The 16,649-nt window shown below is 70.2% G+C and carries 10 protein-coding genes; 3 read left to right on the top strand and 7 right to left on the bottom strand.

Annotated features, from left to right (window positions below; translation table 11 throughout):
- Positions 1 to 26: 26 nt before the first annotated feature.
- The 4 genes from K8625_RS31930 to K8625_RS31915 form a co-directional block, all read right to left on the bottom strand.
- Entirely contained in the window at positions 27 to 1,274 is a 1,248-nt protein-coding gene (locus tag K8625_RS31930) for a phosphatidylserine/phosphatidylglycerophosphate/cardiolipin synthase family protein (RefSeq protein WP_370640318.1), read from the bottom strand.
- Between the two features lie 138 nt (positions 1,275 to 1,412).
- Positions 1,413 to 3,008 carry an FHA domain-containing protein gene (locus K8625_RS31925; RefSeq protein WP_223784839.1) on the bottom strand — a complete coding sequence of 532 codons (1,596 nt, stop codon included), beginning with the start codon at positions 3,006 to 3,008 and terminating at the stop codon, positions 1,413 to 1,415.
- A gap of 6 nt (positions 3,009 to 3,014) precedes the next feature.
- Positions 3,015 to 3,944 (bottom strand): YafY family protein, encoded by a 930-nt coding sequence (locus K8625_RS31920; protein WP_141332140.1) that lies wholly within the window; start codon positions 3,942 to 3,944, stop codon positions 3,015 to 3,017.
- Complete coding sequence (locus K8625_RS31915) at positions 3,941 to 4,969, bottom strand: YafY family protein (RefSeq protein WP_223746390.1); 1,029 nt, start codon at positions 4,967 to 4,969, stop codon at positions 3,941 to 3,943. The genes K8625_RS31920 and K8625_RS31915 overlap by 4 nt, the downstream gene beginning before the upstream one ends.
- Positions 4,970 to 5,216: 247 nt before the next feature.
- On the opposite strand from K8625_RS31915, the gene K8625_RS31910 reads away from it, so the two are divergent.
- On the top strand, positions 5,217 to 5,681 hold the full coding sequence (locus tag K8625_RS31910; RefSeq protein ID WP_141332142.1) for a hypothetical protein: 465 nt from the start codon (positions 5,217 to 5,219) through the stop codon (positions 5,679 to 5,681).
- 10 nt (positions 5,682 to 5,691) lie between these two features.
- Here K8625_RS31910 and proB read toward each other — a convergent pair whose 3' ends face one another.
- Positions 5,692 to 6,819: a glutamate 5-kinase gene (gene proB, locus K8625_RS31905; RefSeq protein WP_223784838.1), complete on the bottom strand. Its 1,128-nt coding sequence runs from the start codon at positions 6,817 to 6,819 to the stop codon at positions 5,692 to 5,694.
- Positions 6,820 to 6,982: 163 nt separating this feature from the next.
- Between proB and hflX the strand changes: the two genes are divergently transcribed.
- Positions 6,983 to 8,635, top strand: a complete 1,653-nt coding sequence (gene hflX / locus K8625_RS31900) for a GTPase HflX (RefSeq protein ID WP_141332144.1) — start codon at positions 6,983 to 6,985, stop codon at positions 8,633 to 8,635.
- A gap of 51 nt (positions 8,636 to 8,686) precedes the next feature.
- Entirely contained in the window at positions 8,687 to 9,127 is a 441-nt protein-coding gene (locus K8625_RS31895) for a hypothetical protein (protein ID WP_223746388.1), read from the top strand.
- A gap of 157 nt (positions 9,128 to 9,284) precedes the next feature.
- Here the strand turns inward: K8625_RS31895 and K8625_RS31890 are convergent, their stop codons facing one another.
- Together K8625_RS31890 and K8625_RS31885 are read right to left on the bottom strand one after the other, a co-directional pair.
- Positions 9,285 to 13,286 carry an amino acid adenylation domain-containing protein gene (locus tag K8625_RS31890; protein ID WP_223784837.1) on the bottom strand — a complete coding sequence of 1,334 codons (4,002 nt, stop codon included), beginning with the start codon at positions 13,284 to 13,286 and terminating at the stop codon, positions 9,285 to 9,287.
- Between the two features lie 58 nt (positions 13,287 to 13,344).
- Positions 13,345 to 16,365 (bottom strand): amino acid adenylation domain-containing protein, encoded by a 3,021-nt coding sequence (locus K8625_RS31885; protein WP_223784836.1) that lies wholly within the window; start codon positions 16,363 to 16,365, stop codon positions 13,345 to 13,347.
- Between the last annotated feature and the right edge of the window lie 284 nt (positions 16,366 to 16,649).

Here is a 16,649-nt window from a genome sequence, read left to right as displayed (position 1 = left end):
CCCCAGGACAACCCCGGGGCGGGCCCTCAGAGCACCTTGCGCAGGGCGTACAGGGCGCGCTCCAGCAGCTTGCGCCACAGGGGCCGGCGGCGGAACTCCGCCAGCGTCACCTCGCGGCAGTCGCCGCAGTCCGTCCGGAAGGACTCCTCCAGCTGCCGGCCCAGGCGCGGGTCGGCGAAGACGGCGTTGACCTCGTGGTTGAAGGCCAGGCTCAGCCGCTCCAGGTTGAACGAGCCCAGGGTACCCCAGGCCCCGTCCACGACGGCCGTCTTGGCGTGGAGCACGCCGCGCTGCCACTCGAAGATGCGCACGCCCGCGCCCAGGAGCTTCTCGTAGAAGGCGCGGGTGACGAACTCGAGGAGGGGGTGGTCCGAGCGGGCGTTGAGCAAGAGGCTCACCTCCACGCCCCGCCGGGCCGCGTCGCGCAGCGCGGCGACGAGCCGCCGGTCCGGCACGAAGTAGGCCGCGGCGATGAGCACGCTCTTGCGCGAGCGCTGGATGGCGTGCAGGTACGCCCGGTGGATGCTGCGGCGGCTGGACAGCACCGCCAGCCCCACCTGGCCCCGCGCGCCCCCGCCGCGCCGGCGCCGCAGCCGCCCCAGGCCCGTGGCCCAGCGGTGGAAGCGGTCCTGGAACATCATCCTCCACGTGGCGAGGAAGCGGCGCTCCAGCGCGTGCACCGCGGGCCCCTCGATGCGCAGCACGTCATCGCGCCAGCCGCCGCCCTCCCCCGCCGGCGCCCAGTGCGCGGAGATGTTGACGCCCCCGGTGAAGGCCACCTCCCCGTCGACGATGAGGATCTTCCGGTGGTCCCGGCGCAGCAGGTGGCGCCAGCCGCGCGACAGGTTGAAGGGCTTGAAGGGGCGGATGTCCACGCCGCGCTGGCGCAGGGTGTCGAAGTACGACTTGCGGCTGGTCCACGAGCCCACCGCGTCGTAGAGCACCTTCACGTGCACGCCCCGCTCGGCCGCCTCCGCGAGCGCCTGGCCGAACAGCTCACCGACGGCGTCGGTGATGAACATGTACGTCTCCAGGCGGATGTAGCGCCGCGCCCGGCGGATGGCGTCCAGCATCGCCGGATAGGCCTCCACGCCGTCGCGGAGCAGCTCGCACGCGTTGCCCCGGACCACCGAGTGGCCGCGCGGCAGGTAGTAGCGCGCCAGCAGGAGGCTGGAGACACCAGGGCTCCAGACGGGCGCCTGCTCCGGCAGGGGGCCCTGGGAACAGCCGGCCTCGGGCGGCTCCTCACCCGAGACACCCGTCCTCTCGCTCATGACCTCCAGGTCGCGCATGGCGACCTTACGGTGCGGACGGCCCCTCGCGCCGGCAACCCGACGGGCCTCGCGGACGGCCCCTCGGGGTGATGCACCGTCCTGTGCAGGACGGTGCATCCCGGCGAAAACCCGCGACGACTACAGCCCGTACTCGGCGCGCTTGTTCTCGGCGCGCGTGGCACACGGCTGGTCGTACTCGGGGAAGTACTGCTTCACGTGGTCCAGGGTGGCGGCGGCGCCCTTGTAGTTGCCCTGGTTGTAGTACTTCTCCACCTCGAGCAGGAGCTTGGCGCAGGTGCGGTCCAGCTCCTGCTGCGCGGTCTGCATGCGCTCGCGGGCCTCGTAGTAGAGGTCCGGCTTGGGCTCCGGGTGGGCCTCCAGCATCAGCCACGCCTCGCGGAAGCCCTTCCAGGCCTCGTAGCGGTTGCGCGCGCCGATGTCCGGCGTGTCGCTGTTCTTGCGGCCGCGCTTGTAGGACTCGCTGGCCTGGCGCACCAGCTCCTCGGGGAGCAGGTCCGGCAGGAGCGCGCGCTCCACCCACACGTTCCAGATGCGCCAGGGGTCCTCACCCGGCGGGTTCTTCGTGTTGTCGAAGACGATGCGGTTGGGCTCGCCCTTCTTCAGGTGCTGGGCGGGAATCATCAGCTCCAGGGAGCGGTCCTGGCTGGCCAGCGTGTCCGGGGGCACCTTGCCCACGTCCACGCCGTTGACGCTCACCATCACCTCGTCCTTGGAGATGCCCTGCGCCTGGTAGTGGAGGATGACCACCGCGCGGGTGGCGGCGGTGTACTCCCACTCGAAGATCTTCATGTCCGGGCGGTTCCACGTCACGTCCGGCCCCAGGCCGAACGAGTCGCGGATGGGCTGCCCGGTGAGCATCGCGGGCTCCTCGCCCACGGGGCCCGTGTCCACGCCGCTGAGCACCAGCCAGTACAGGAGGCCGAAGATGCCCAGCACCAGCACCACGGCGCCGCCGATGATGCCGCCGCGCACCATGTTGGTGGCGTCCGCCCAGAACAGCTTCGCGCTGGCGACCAGGCCCGGCGACTCGCGGCGGATGCGGGCGCGCTCGGCGGCGGACAGGCCGCTGGCGGCGCCCGCGTTGGAGGTCGGCCTGGAGCGCACGGGCGCTGAAGCCCCGGTGCCGGGACGGGCGCGCGCGGGGGCGGAGGACGCGGCGCGCTCGATGGCCGCGGGGGCCTCCGCCGACGCGGGCAGCGCGGCGCGCGCGCCACTCTGGCCGGCCGGACGCAGGGCCCGGAGGTTGTTGCGCGTGGCGCCCTGGCGCATCTCCGCCAGGGACTGCTCGTCGGCGCCCTCGGGGGCCAGGGCCACGCCCTTGTTGCGCTGACGCTTGAGCGCGTCCACGGACACGATGCGCGTGCTGTTCGCGCCGTCCTCGGCGCCGGCGGGTATCTCCTCCTCGCCGGTGGCGGCGTCGGCCGTCATCAGCGTGAAGACGAACGTCACCGGCCCCAGGGTCAGCTTGTCGCCGTCCTCCAGGGCCTGCGTCTGCACGGAGGTGCCATTGAGCAGGGTGCCATTGGCGCTGCCCTGGTCCTCGACGCTGTAGGCGTCACCGTCGAGGAACAGGCGGCAGTGGCGGCGGGAGACACCTGGGTCGTACAGCACGACGTCGCATTCGGACGTACGACCGATGAGCACGGAGTCCTGGTCGAAGACGAACTCCTTGCCGGCGTCTTTTCCCTCGGAGATCGTCAGCTGGAAAGGCATGGGGCTCTACAATCCTATCGAGGCTCGCGCCGCTCGGGCAACGGCGGCTCGCGCGGAGACGGGTTCCATCACCTCCGCCTCGCCCCCGAAGGACAGCACCCACTGCGTGAGCCAGCGCTCGCTGTCGCCGGCCACCAGGACCTCCACGCCCCCGTCAGCGAGCGGGCGGGCGTCCTGGCCGAAGCGCTCCTTCACGTAGGGCGCCGCCACGGGCGAGAAGCGCACGCGGACGGACGCCTCGGAGCGGCTCCGGGCGGGATTGGGGACATCCGCCCGGGCATCGGGCGGGGGGAGGAAGGGGGTGTCGGTGACGGCCAGGTCCTCCATCCGGTCCAGCCGGAACAGTCGGGCGTCCTGCCGGGTGTGGCAGAAGCCCTGCAGATACCACTGCCCCCGGTGACTGAGCAGTTCGTACGGGCGCACCCTGCGGGGCTCGGCGGGGCGTCCGGGGCTGGCATATCCGAAGGTGACTTCTCGCCGCTCGAGAATCGCACGGGTGAGCGGCCCCAGGGCCTGGGGCGCCTCGGCGGAGGCGTCGATCTTCCGGTACATCTCCCGGTAGCGCTCGCGCACCTGGGGCGGCAGCACGCGCTCCAGCTTCTGCAGGGCGCTCTGCAGCGCGTCCCCGGAGGCCGGCCGGAGCAGCTCCGCCGCGGCGGCCAGGGCCGCGGCCTCCCCGGCCGTCAGCCGGGGCGGCGCGAACAGGCGCTGGTCCAGGTCCACGTAGACGCGGTCGTTGTCCACGTAGATGTCGATGTAGTCGTCCGGGTTGAAGGGCGGCCGGCCCACGCACGTGAGCAGGTCCAGCTCCTCCAGCAGGTCCTCCCGGCTGACGTTGAGGGCGCGCGCGAGCGCCTCCACCGTGACGCCGGGGTTCTTGGACACGTAGGGGACGAGGAACAGCAGGCGGCGGAGCCGCTCGTGGACGTTGCTCATGCGCTCACCTTGTCTTCCTGCGCGTCCGCGTGGCGGTTGGCCACGCGCGCGGCCATCTCCCGCAGGCGGGCACAGGCGCTCTCGGGTCCCTCCACCACGCAGTCCGCCCCCAGCGACAGGCAGAAGCGCACCAGGCCATCCAGGAAGCTCACCTTGAGGTGGGCCCGGGTGATGCCCCCTTCGGCCACCTGCTCCAGCACGGCGCCGGGGAACAGGCCCGAGGCGCGCGAGGCCAGCGCGCCCGACAGCCGCAGCACCACCTCCTGCGGCTCGTGGAAGCGGTGCTGCCACGGGAAGTACGCCACGTGGTTGTCGAGCGAGAAGTCCTCCGGCACCTGGAAGTCCGGGGTGCGCGGGCGCGCGGTGTTCACCTTCAGCTCGCGCACGCGGTGGACATGGAAGGTGCGCAGGCCGCCGCGCAACTGGCAGTGGCCCACCAGCGTCCACACGCCGCGCCGGAGCGCCAGGCCATACGGGTCCACGCGGCGCTGGGTGGCGTGGGGGTGCTTGGGGCTGGCGTAGGAAATCTCCACCCACTTGCGCGCGGCGCACGCGTCCCAGAGCTGCTCCAGGCGGGCGGAGATCTCCTTCTCCTGTCCCTCCTGCACCGCGCCCAGCTCCATGCGGACCCTGGGCGTGGGCAGCGACTGGCCGGCGAAGAAGCCAATCTTGCGCAGGGCGTGCGCCAGGTCATCGCGGCCGGGGAAGGCGCCGGACGTGAGCGCGGCGGAGCCGGCGGCGTAGAGCACGGCCAGCTCCTCCTTGGTGAGGTCCGCCTCCGGGAGGTAGTAGGCGTCGCGGTCGACGATGTAGCCGTCGCGGCGCTCGTCGTCTCCCTGGACGTAGGTGAGCGGGAAGCCCAGCTCCACCAGCTCCGCCTTGTCGCGCTCGAACTTGCGCTCGGCGGCGTCGTCCGAGCCTCCGTAATCAGCGGGGAAGTGCTCGCGCAGCTCGGCCCAGGAGATGGGCTCGCGCGCGTCGAGCAAGAGGGCCACGAGGTCGAGGATGCGTTCGGTGCGGTCCATTCGGGAAGGTCGGCGACGATGCCGGGCGGACCCCAGGGGGTCAAGGAAGGGGCACGTGACAGGAGGAAAACAACGGCCCGGCCCGCACGCGTCCAGGCCAGATAGCCAGCCAGGACTGAACAGGCAAGCAGGTAATTAATTGTGTGATGGTTGCGACACAGGTGGGAAGGTTGAACCCGCCAAGGAGGGCTCGCACTATGGGCGCGACTTGGGATATTCCTGCGCCAGCTTCAGAAGGGACCTCTCCATGAACCGCACCTTCCGTGACGTGGTCGCCGGGCTGGCACTGCTGGTGGGGTTGTTCTGCGGGATGATGCCTGCCTCCGCTGAAGCCGAGCCCCTCTATTTCGCCGTGGAGGTCTGGCGCGACGGGCGGCTCGTGGCCCAGCCCAAGCTGCTCGGAGAGACGGGCCGCACGCTGCGCGCCGAGCGCCGTCGCCCGGGCGCCGCCACGGCGGACTACCGACTGGTGCTGATGCCGCGCGCCGAGGGCGAGTCCTTCCTCCTCCAGCTGGACCTGCTGCTGCCGGAGGCCAAGGGCCACTCGGAGCTGGCGCTGCTCCACGGCCAGCAGCGCAAGCTGCAGCTCGGCCGCGTGCCGGGCGAGCTGGAAGTGTCGCTGCTCCTGATGAAGGTGGACTCGCCCGAGTTCCGAGCCCTCATGCAGCTGGGCACCGACGGCGGCAAGAGCGGCACCTCCTGCTCCATCTGATCCACGCCGGCTACAGCACCGCCAGGTCGTCGCGGTGCACGGCCTCATCCAGGTAGCGGTACCCCAACACGGACTCGATGTCCGACGTGCGCCGTCCGGCGATGCGCCGCAGCTCGTCCGCGCCGTAGGACGCCAGCCCCCGCGCGAACACCTCGCCGGACGCGTCCGCCAGGTCCACCGGGTCGCCCCGGTCGAAGTCGCCCGTCACCTGCTTCACGCCGCTGGGCAGGAGGCTGCGCTTGCCGTGGACGATGGCCTCGCGCGCGCCGGCATCCACGGTGAGTGTGCCCAGGGGCCGCAGCGCATGGGCAATCCATGCGGCGCGGGAGCCCCGGCGCGCGCCGGTGGGCTCGAAGAGGGTGCCCACGGGCTCACCCTCCAGCACGGCGCGCAGCCGGCCGGGCAAGGCGCCCGAGGTGATGACGCCCCGGATGCCCTGCTCGGCGGCGCTCGCGGCGGCGCGGACCTTGGTCGCCATGCCGCCGGTGCCCACGCCGCTGGAGGTGCCCCCCGCGAGCGCGAGGACGTCGGAGGTGACCTCCTCCACGGTGTCCAGCAGGCGCGCGCCCGCGTCGCGGCGGGGGTCCGCGGTGAACAGGCCCTCCACGTCGGAGAGCAGCACCAGCGCGTCGGCCTCCACCACGCCGGCCACCAGGCCCGCCAGCGTGTCGTTGTCACCGAACTTCAGCTCGTCCACGGAGACGGTGTCGTTCTCGTTGATGACGGGCACCACGGACGCGGACAACAGGCGCTCCAGGGTGTGCTTCACGTTGAGGTAGCGCCGCCGGTCCCGCATGTCCTCGTGGGTGAGCAGCACCTGGGCCACCGCCTGTCCCTGGGCGCCGAAGACGTCCTCGTACGCCTGCATCAGCCGGCTCTGTCCCACCGCGGCGCACGCCTGCTTGCCCGGGATGTCGCGAGGGCGAGAGCCCAGGCCCAGCCGCTCCATGCCCAGGGCGATGGCGCCGCTGGACACCACCACCAGCTCGCGGCCCTGGGCCGCCCACAGCAGGTCCTCCCCCAGCGCCACGAAGTGCTCGCGGTTGAAGCGGCCGGTGGCGTGCGTGAGGGCGTTGGTGCCGATCTTCACCACCACGCGCTTCGCGGCGCGCAGGGCGTTACGTCCCGAGTGAGTCACGTCCGCGAGCGTAGGACGGAAAAGGAAACAGGGCGCAAGGGCCGTGTGTTCACTACGGTTCCGGCAACCCGGGCCGGAGGGGCGTGTCAGCCACATCGTTGGGGCGCCGTATAAAGTGCCGGGAAGGACGGGGTCAGCCGGCTTCCGTCAGGAGAGCAAGCGTTTGAAGGAAATCTACGGCAACACCCTGGGCCTCAAGGCGAACGAGCAACACCGGCTGCGGAACACCTTCCGCCGGCGCGTGTCGCCTCACGAAATCGTGTCGCCCGAGCTCGCCCGCCACCTCACCGAGCTGTCCCACGAGACGAACCGACAGGTGGGCGTGCTCATCAACCGCAAGGGGGAAATCGAGCACGTGGTGGTGGGCAATGCTCACAAGCTGGAGCTGCCGGACATCGGCCGCGCGCGTGCGGGCCAGGTGCGTCTGCGTGGCCTGCGGCTGGTGCACACGCACCTCAAGAGCGAGCCGCTCACCAAGGACGACCTGACGGACCTGGCGCTGTTGCGCCTGGACTGCGTGGCTGCGGTGGGCGTGGGACAGGAGGGGCTGCCGGGCGTGCTGCACTACGCCCACCTCGTGCCGGAGAACGGCACGGGTGAGTTCTGGCAGGTCACCACCCTGCCCTCCGTGCACCTGGAGCAGCCGGACCTCATCGACACGCTGGACGCGCTGGAGGAGGAGTTCAACCGCAAGGCGGCGGCGCGCGCGGTGAGTGGGCGGGAGAAGGCCATCCTCGTGGCGGTGTGCCTGGACGGCAACCGGGCGCAGGCGGAGGCGAGCCTCGCGGAGCTCAGGGAGCTGGCGCGCACCGCGGGCGTGGAGGTGGTGGACAGCGTGCTCCAGGTGAAGCGCGAGGCGGACCCTCGCTACCTCATCGGGCGGGGCAAGCTGGAGGACCTGAACCTGCGCTCGATGCAGTCCATGGTGGACCTGCTCATCTTCGACAAGGACCTCACCCCCTCGCAGGGGCGCCACATCGGCGAGGCCACCAGCCTCAAGGTCCTGGACCGCACCCAGCTCATCCTCGACATCTTCGCGCAGCGCGCGCAGAGCGCCGAGGGCAAGCTCCAGGTGGAGCTGGCGCAGCTGAAGTACCGGCTGCCGCGGTTGGTGCAGAGCGATGACTCGCTCAGCCGGCTCGCGGGCGGCATCGGCGGGCGCGGCCCCGGTGAGACGAAGCTGGAAATCGACCGACGCCGGGTGCGCGAGCGAATCACGCATCTGGAGAAGCGCATCGACACGATTGGCCGGGAGCGCAGCGTGCGGCGGGCGCAGCGAAACCGCCGCGAGCTGCCGGTCATCTCCATCGTCGGGTACACCAACGCGGGCAAGTCCACGTTGCTCAACGCGATCACGAACGCGCAGGTGCTGGCGGAGAACAAGCTGTTCGCCACGCTGGACCCGACCAGCCGCAGGCTGCGCTTCCCGCAGGAGCGCGAGGTCATCATCACCGACACGGTGGGCTTCATCCGGGACCTGCCCAAGGACCTGGTGGCGGCCTTCCGCGCGACGCTGGAGGAGCTGTACGACGCGAGCCTCCTGCTGCACGTGGTGGACGCGGGCGACCCGGCGCGCGACGACCAGGTGGAGGCGGTGGAGAAGATCCTGTCGTCGCTGGGGTTGATGGAGAAGCCCCGGTTGATGGTGTGGAACAAGGCGGACCTGCTCTCCGCGGAGGAGGTGGAGTCGCTGCTTCGCTCGCGGGGCGGGGTGGCCATCAGCGCCCAGACGCGCGACGGGCTGCAGACGCTCCTGGCGAAGGCGGACACCACGCTGTTCGCAGAAGGGGCGTCCGAGTCGATGGGCATCGTCTGACGCGGCGTGCGGGTTGCGAGGTGGCATGGCTCCCCCTAGAGTCGGGGGGCCGTGTCCATCTCCCTCGCGTCCACCTTGTCGTCGGTCCTGCTCGCCCAGGCGGTGCCGGACTACACCCGTCCCGTCTCCTCCATGTCTCCGAAGTACTTCGAGATTTTGGAGCAGAACAGCCACATCATCTACCCGCTGGTGGCGATACTGACGCTGGTGCTCATCGCCGCGGGCATCCTCCAGGCGTGGAGGACGCAGGACCTGGACGGCCTGCAGAAGAGCGAGTTCAAGAAGGCCATCGTCAACGAGCTGCGCAGCAACATCACCGGACTGCCGGGTGACGTGCTGGCGAAGGCCGTGGGGCTGGACCGACTGAAGACCCACCGTTTGCTGGAGCAGATGCAGCAGGACGGCATGGTGGTGAGCCACACCAACTCGCAGCGCCTGACGGTCTGGCGCATCCGTGGCGCCGCCCCCGAGGCGAGCGCCCGGCGCTACTGAGGTCGTCTGTGAACGAGGGGGGAAGCATGCAGTTCACGATTGCTCACTGCGACTACCCCAGCTCCGGGGAGATGTTCCTCTACTTCAGCCTCTTCCTTGTCATCACTCTCGGTCCGTTGCTCGTGTGGTGGCTGCGTCGCGGCGCCAGGCGCTCCGGCTACGGACTGTCTTCGACCTCGTCCAGGTAGCCCCGAAGGACTGACGCCACCTGTCCCACGTCGGGGGCGCGCAGGATGGAGTAGTGGTCTCCTTCAATCGCGTGCACGGTGAGCGCGCCTGTCGCCACCTGCTCCCAGCCGTGAACACGGCGCGTGCCCGTCGCTTCGATGGAGACGACAGGCCCTGAGTAGGGCTTGGGCACGTAGCGCCACGCGGCCAACAGGTTCACCTCGAAGACGCGGCGCAGGGCACTCAGTGACGGTGTGACGCCACTCCCCTGCTCGCGAGCGTGGGTCTCCAGGATGCGCAGCAGCGCCTCGGGTGTCTCGGCGCTCTGCGCCGCTTCACCGTGTCCCATCGCGCGCAGCAGGTCGAGCTGGAACAGCTCACCGAAGCGCTGTGCCTCATCGTGCCCTGGCGCGGAGCCTTCCCCGTCGTACGGGCGCACGAAGCCGTCGATGAGCGCGAGCACCTCCACTCGCTCTCCTCGCCCCTCGAGCTGGTGCGCCATCTCCCACGCGATGCTGGCGCCCATCGACCAGCCTCCGAGCCGATAGGGCCCGTGCGGCTGCACGTCTCGCATCGCCGCGAGGTAGAGGCTCGCCATCTCGGGGATGCTCTCGCAGGGCGGCGCTTCACCATCGAGCCCGCGTGACTCGAGCCCGTGGAACGGCTGCTCCGGCCCCAAGTGCTTCGCGAGCTCCGTGTAGCTCAGCACCGTGCCGCCCACCGGATGCACGCAGAAGAAGGGCCGACGTCCACGTCCCTCGGTCAGTCGCACCAGCGGCGTCCAGGACGACGACTCACGTCGCAGCACCGAGGCCACGTGCTCCACCGTCGCGCGCTGGAAGAGCGCGGCCACCGGCAGGCTCCTGCCCACGACGCCACGGATGCGCGCGAGCAACCGGATGGCCATCAGCGAGTGACCTCCCAGCGCGAAGAAGTCCTCCGTCACGCCGACAGGGCGGACGCCCAGCACCTCTTCCCACACGCCCACCAGCGCGCGCTCCAGTGCGTCGCGAGGTTCCTGGTGTCCTTCGCGAGCCACGCGTTGGAACGAGCCCGGAGCGGGCAGCGCCTTGCGGTCCACCTTACCCGTGGGAGCCAGGGGCAGTGTGTCCAGGCGCACGAGCACACTCGGCACCAGATACTCCGGCAACCGTGCTTCGAGGCGCCCGCGCAGCACCTCCACGTCACACGGCGCCTCGTGCACCACGTAGCCCACCAGTCGCTTCTCGCCGCCCTCCTCCTGTCTCGCCACCACCACCGCGTCCCTCACACCCGGCAGCGCCTTCAGCGCCACCTCCACCTCACCCAACTCCACACGGAAGCCACGCACCTTCACCTGTCCGTCCACGCGCCCCAGGAACTCCAGGTTCCCGTCGCCGAGCCACCGCGCCTTGTCGCCCGTGCGATACAGCCGCGCCCCCGGCACCTCGCTCAGCGCATCCGGGATGAAGCGCTCCGCGGTCAGCTCCGCCCTGCCCCAGTACCCGTGCGCGAGGCTCGCGCCGCCGACGTAAACCTCCCCCACCACGCCCACGGGGCTCGGCGCGCCCCGCTCATCCAGCACGTACACCTTCACGTTGGAGATGGGCGTCCCCACGGGAGGCAACGCGGGCCAGGTCGACGGCGGGCCACGCGCCCTCCAGGCCGTGACGACGTGCGCCTCCGACGGGCCATACTGGTTCTCCAGCACGCAGCCCGGCAGTCGCTCGAAGAAGGACACCAGCGCGGGCGTCACCTGCAACTGCTCACCCGCCGTCACCACCTCGCGCAGGGGCGGCAGCTCCGCTTCATGCTGCGCCACCTCGCACAGCGCCTGGAGCGCCACGAAGGGCAGATACAAGCGCCCCACTCCGTGCGCCACCATGCGCCCGAGCAGCGCCACCGGGTCCTTGCGCTCCGCCTCCCCCACCAGCAACACCGTGCCGCCCAGACACCACGTGCCGAACAGCTCCTGGAACGACACATCGAAGTTCAGCGACGCGAACTGCAGCGTCGTCGCACCCGGGTCCACGGTGCGCGCGAGCAGCCACCGCAGCATGTTCCCCACCGCGCGATGGGACATGAGGATGCCCTTGGGACGCCCCGTGCTCCCCGACGTGTAGACGAAGTAGCAGGGCGTCTCGGGAGACAGGGACAGCGCCGGAGCGTGCACGGGCCTCGTCCGGATTCGCGCGGCCTCGTCCTCCAGGCGCACCCGCCTCGTCCCCGGATGCTCGGGCAGCGCGCGGCCGAGCTCTCCCTGCACCAGCACCACCGGCGCGCCCGTGTCCTCCAGCATCTGCGCCAGCCGCTGGGCCGGATAGCTCGGGTCCAGGGGAAGGAACGCCGCGCCCGCCTTCAGCGTGGCCAGCACCGCCACCGGCATCTCCAGGTCGCCGCGCTCCAGGCACAGGCCCACCGTGCTCCCAGGCTTCACCCCCAACGCGAGCAGGTGATGCGCGAGCTGATTCGCGCGCTGCTCCAGCTCCGCGTACGTCAGCGAGGCCACGCCATCCGTCACCGCCACGGCGTCAGGCGAGCGCGCCACCTGGGCCTCGACCCACGCGTGCATCAGCCCCGCGACAGCGTCCGGTGTCTCGCGCCCACTCCACTCGCGCAGCAGCTGCCGCCGCTCCGATTCCGCGAGCAGCGGCGCATCACCGACGCGCACGCTCGGGTCAGCCACCAGTCCCTCCAGCAGCGTCACGTAGTGCCCCGCCATCCTCCGCGCCGTCGCCGCGTCGAACAGCGCGGTGTTGTACTCCCAGAAGCCCACCCAGCCCTCGGGCGTCTCGCGCAGGAAGCAGATGAGGTCGAACTTCGACATGCCGGAGTCGAAGGACACCTCCTGCTCCACCAACCCCGGCAACGACGGCAGCGAGCGCGGCCCCTGGATGACGAACATCACCTGGAACAGCGGCGAGCGACTCAAGTCACGCGGCGGGCGCAGCGCCTCCACCAGCGTCTCGAACGGGACGTCCTGTCGCGCATAGGCGCCCAGACACACCTGCCGCACCCGGCCCAGGAGCGAACGGAAGGACTCCTCCGGGTCCACGTCCACACGGGGCGCGAGCGTGTTGACGAAGAACCCGATGAGGTTCTCCAGCTCGCGCCGGTTGCGTCCCGAGATGGGCGTCCCCACCACCACGTCACGCTGTCCGCTGTAGCGCGACATCAACACCTGGAAGCACGCGAGCAGCAGCATGAACGGCGTCACGCTCTCGGCGCGCCCCAGGGCCTTCACCGCCTGGGAGAGCGATGGAGACAGCGGCACCGCCACGGTGGCGCCCAGGAAGGTCTGCACGGGAGGTCGGGGCCGGTCCAGGGGAAGCTCCAGCGAGGGAGCGGCTCCCGTCAGCAGCTCCGTCCACCACGCGAGCTGCTCATCCAGCAGCTCCCCCTTCAGCCAGTCGCGCTGCCACACCGCGTGGTCCGCGTACTGGATGGGCAGCGCGGGCAACACGGGCGCGCGCCCTTCGGTGTGGGCCGCGTAAAGCTCCCGCAGGTCGCGCTCCAGCACGCCCAGCGACCATCCGTCGCAGGAGATGTGATGCAGCATCAGGAGCAACACGTGGTCGTCTTCCGCCACGCGCAGCAGCCGGGCGCGCAGCATCGGCCCCGTGCCCAGGTCGAACGGGCGCCGCGCCTCCGCCTCCGCTTCGCGCCGTGCCTCGGCCTCGTCGGCGACCTGCGCCACCCGCAGCGTCACCGCGACGTCTGGCAGGATGTGCTGCACCGGCCGCCCCGCCTCCTCGCCGAACGTGGTGCGCAAGGACTCGTGCCGTCGCACCAGGTCCGACAACGCGCGCTCCAGCGCCGGGACATCCAGGCGCCCCTGGAGCCGCGCGAAGAAGGGCACGTTGTAGGAGAAGCCTCCCGCGTCCACCTGAGAGAGGAACCACAGGCGCTGCTGGGCGAAGGACAGCGGAGGCGCCGTGTCCCTCGACACGGGCACCAGAGGAGGGAGCCCCCGCCCCCTCCCCACCACTCGCTTCGGCTCGGGCGCGGCCATGGCAGCACCTCCGCCGCCACTTATAGCGCCAAGGGACGTGCGGGTTCGAGCAACGGCCTCAGCCCGCCGCCTTCCACCGCTGCTTGGGACGCCAGGACATCATCCCCGGGCTGCCGCGCACCTTGTCCAGGTAGAAGCCGAGCAGTTCGGGGGTGAAGGTGGGCTCCTGAATCCCCGAGCCGGCCAGGTGCTGGCGCACGTGGGTGCAATCCCAGACGTAGTTGTCCTGGTACAGCTCCACCATCGCCTGTCCCCCACTCAACGGGTCCCTGAAGATGCTCAGCAACGGGAAGATGGGCGCCTCGGGGTCCGTGTCCCACAGGGAGACCCATTCCTTGAACGGCACCACCGGCAGGGGACGTCCCAGGGACTTTCCCACCCGCTCGAAGAACTCCAGGAGCGTCAGGTCGTGCTCCGGGGCGGGCGCGACGTGGAACTTCTTGCCCAGCCCCTTCGGGTCGCGGGCAATCACGGCGATCGCCGACGTCATGTAGTCCACCGTGGTCAACCCCTCGTGCAGCCCCCGCAGGTCCGGGACGGCATCCAGGATGAGGCAGGTGCTGACCAGCCGTCCCCACCACTGGTAGCTGGCGAAGGCGCCCGTGCGGCTGTGCAACGTCGCGTAGCCCAGACGGAACGTCATCAAGGGCAGGCCCTGCGACTGCGCGAGGTCGGCGATCTTCTCCATCACCCACTTGCTGCTCGCGTAGCCGATGTCGGAGATGACGGCGGGGAGGTTCTGGTCGATGTCGTCCGTCTCCCGCATCACCTTCTTGCCGGTGAGCCGGTTGCCCCAGCTGTGGATGGAGAGCGTCGAGAACAGCATCAGCGCCTTGACCCGCTGATGGCCGGCGAAGGCAATCACCTGCCGCACGCCCTCGACGTTGTCGCGCTTCATCTGGGAGTAGGGCTCGATGAAGTTCACCGCGCCAGCCGAGTGATAGATGACGTCCACCGACGCGGACAGCTGGCGGTAGTCCTCCTCGGACATCCCGAAGCGGGGCGCGGCGATGTCTCCGGCATGGACCCGCACCCGCTCCCAGTCACGCTCGCTCAGCGGCACCTGATAGTGGTCGACCACCTGTCGCAGCCGCGCGCGTCCCAGCGCGTCGCTGACATCGCGCACCAGACAATGGACGTCGGCGTCGTTGCGCGAGAGCAACTCCGACAGCAGGTGGACGCCCACGAAGCCCGTGGCCCCCGTGAGCAGGATGTGCCGCGGCCGCGCGAGCCGCCCGGGGTCGAAGCCCGAGGAGAAGTCCGTGCCGGGCAGGAGCCAGACATCCTCCCGGAGCGCGCGCAGGGGCTCCGGGTCATGCATCGCGCCCCCGTGCGCGGCTCGCGGCTCCAGCGCCGAGGCGAGCTTCCGAACGGTCCTGTGCTCGTAGACATCACGAATGTAGGCCTTCAGCCCGAGACGACGGGAGACGCTGGCGGCGAGCGTGGAGGCCAGCAACGAGTGCCCTCCCACCTCGAAGAAGCTGTCGTCCGCCGTGAACCCGGAGTGGCCGAGGACCTCCGTCCAGGCGCTGGCGAGGCTCTTCTCCAGTTCGCCGGAGAACGCCTCCTCGCCCTGCGTCCGCACCGTGGAGGTCCGCAGCATCTCCCGCAGGGCCTGCTTGTCCGTCTTGCCATTGGCGGTGGTGGGGAGCGAGGCCAGACAGAGGTACTGGCCAGGCAGCATGAAGTCGGGCAGCTCCACGCGCAGCGCCGCCCTCAGGCTCGCGATGAGCGTCGAGGTGGGGACCTGGGTGTCACGCGGCGAGACGAACGCCACCAGTCGCTTGTTGGAGGGACCCGCGGAGTCATCGACCAGTACCGCGGCGGCCTTGAGCGCCGGGCCGCGCATGAGGACGGACTCCACCTCGCCCATCTCCACGCGATTGCCGCGAATCTTGATCTGCTCATCCTGTCGCCCGAGGAACTGGATGCTCCCATCCGGCAGCCCACGCGCCAGGTCCCCCGTGCGATAGACGCGGCCACCGAGCGAAGGCGGCGTGACGAAGCGCTCGGCCGTCAGCGCGGCATCTCCGAGATAGCCGCGCCCCAGGCAGTCACCCGCGATGCACAACTCCCCCGCCTCCCCCCAAGGCACCACCTCCAGTCGCTCATCCAGGATGAAGACCTCGGCGCCGGCGACGGGCGTCCCGATGGAGGCGGGCCGGTTCAGGCGCCTGCTCTCCACCACCCGGTGGGTGACGAAGATGGTGGTCTCCGTCGGTCCGTAATAGTCCACCAGGGTGTAGGAGAGTCCCTCGGTCTCCACCGGATGGAGCTTCTCGCCCCCGGTGAAGAGGTAGCGCAGGGCCAGCTTCTGGTGTGCGGACCTTCCGACGAAGTCTGGCACCATCACCGTCGGGAGGAAGGCGTGGGTGATGCCGTGCTCGGCGTAGAACGCCAGCAAGGCCCCCACGTCCAGACGGATGTCGTCCGTGAGCACGTGGATGCAAGCCCCCGCCGCCAGGGCGGAGCCCACCTCCCATTGCGAGACATCGAAGGCCACGCTGGCCATCAACAGCGTGTGACTGCCAGGCCCCATGTCGAACCGGGCGTTGTGCCACCGCACCAGCTTCGCCAGGGAGTGGTGCTCGATGACCACGCCCTTCGGCTGCCCCGTGGTCCCCGACGTGAAGATGGCATAGGCCGCGTCATGCCCCTGGATGTCCACTTCACGGAAGGCCTTCACGGGCGCCTGGCGCAGCAGCTCATCGAGGGACTGCACCTCCCAGCCCGGCAACGTCATGGTCGAGGACGTGGTGGAGAGCACGAGGGGCGCATCACATTGGCTGGCAATGGCTTGCTTGCGGCGGTCCGGGAAGGCCTTGTCGATGGGCACGTACGCCGCGCCCGCCTTCATGACGGCCAGGAAAGCGACGATGAGGCTCTCCGAGTGCTCAGTCACCACGGGCACCAAGGAGCCCCTGGCGACACCTCGCGCCTGGAGATGGGCCGCGACCTTGCTGCTCCTCGCGTCCAGCTCCGCATAGGAGAGGCGCTCACGGAGCCCCACCACCGCGGGGGCACTGGGATTGAGGGCACACTGACGACGAAAGCCGTCGAGCACGGATTTGTTCGACACGAGAGGCCTCCATGGACAGAGAAGGAGCCAGCAATGGAAGACACAACCGCTGGCCCACACAACAATCACACAACAACCGCGCCTCATTCCACCCGAGCCCTCGGACGCAAACCCATCGCGGCATACCCAGTCCCGCAAGCCCTCTCGGGCTGAAAGACAGTTCATCCAACACCCCGCACCTCCCTGCGCCTGCGGGCCACGCACGACCCGCGACACAACGCGGGTCTGGAACCTGGGCGACCTCGTCGGAACGGGTGCGCCGCTCCCGCGCGGGATGGCAAGCG

The organism is Myxococcus sp. AS-1-15, assembly GCF_020037055.1.
In the GTDB taxonomy this organism is placed as follows: Bacteria; Myxococcota; Myxococcia; order Myxococcales; family Myxococcaceae; genus Myxococcus; species Myxococcus fulvus.
This window is presented reverse-complemented; position numbering and strand designations above follow the sequence as displayed.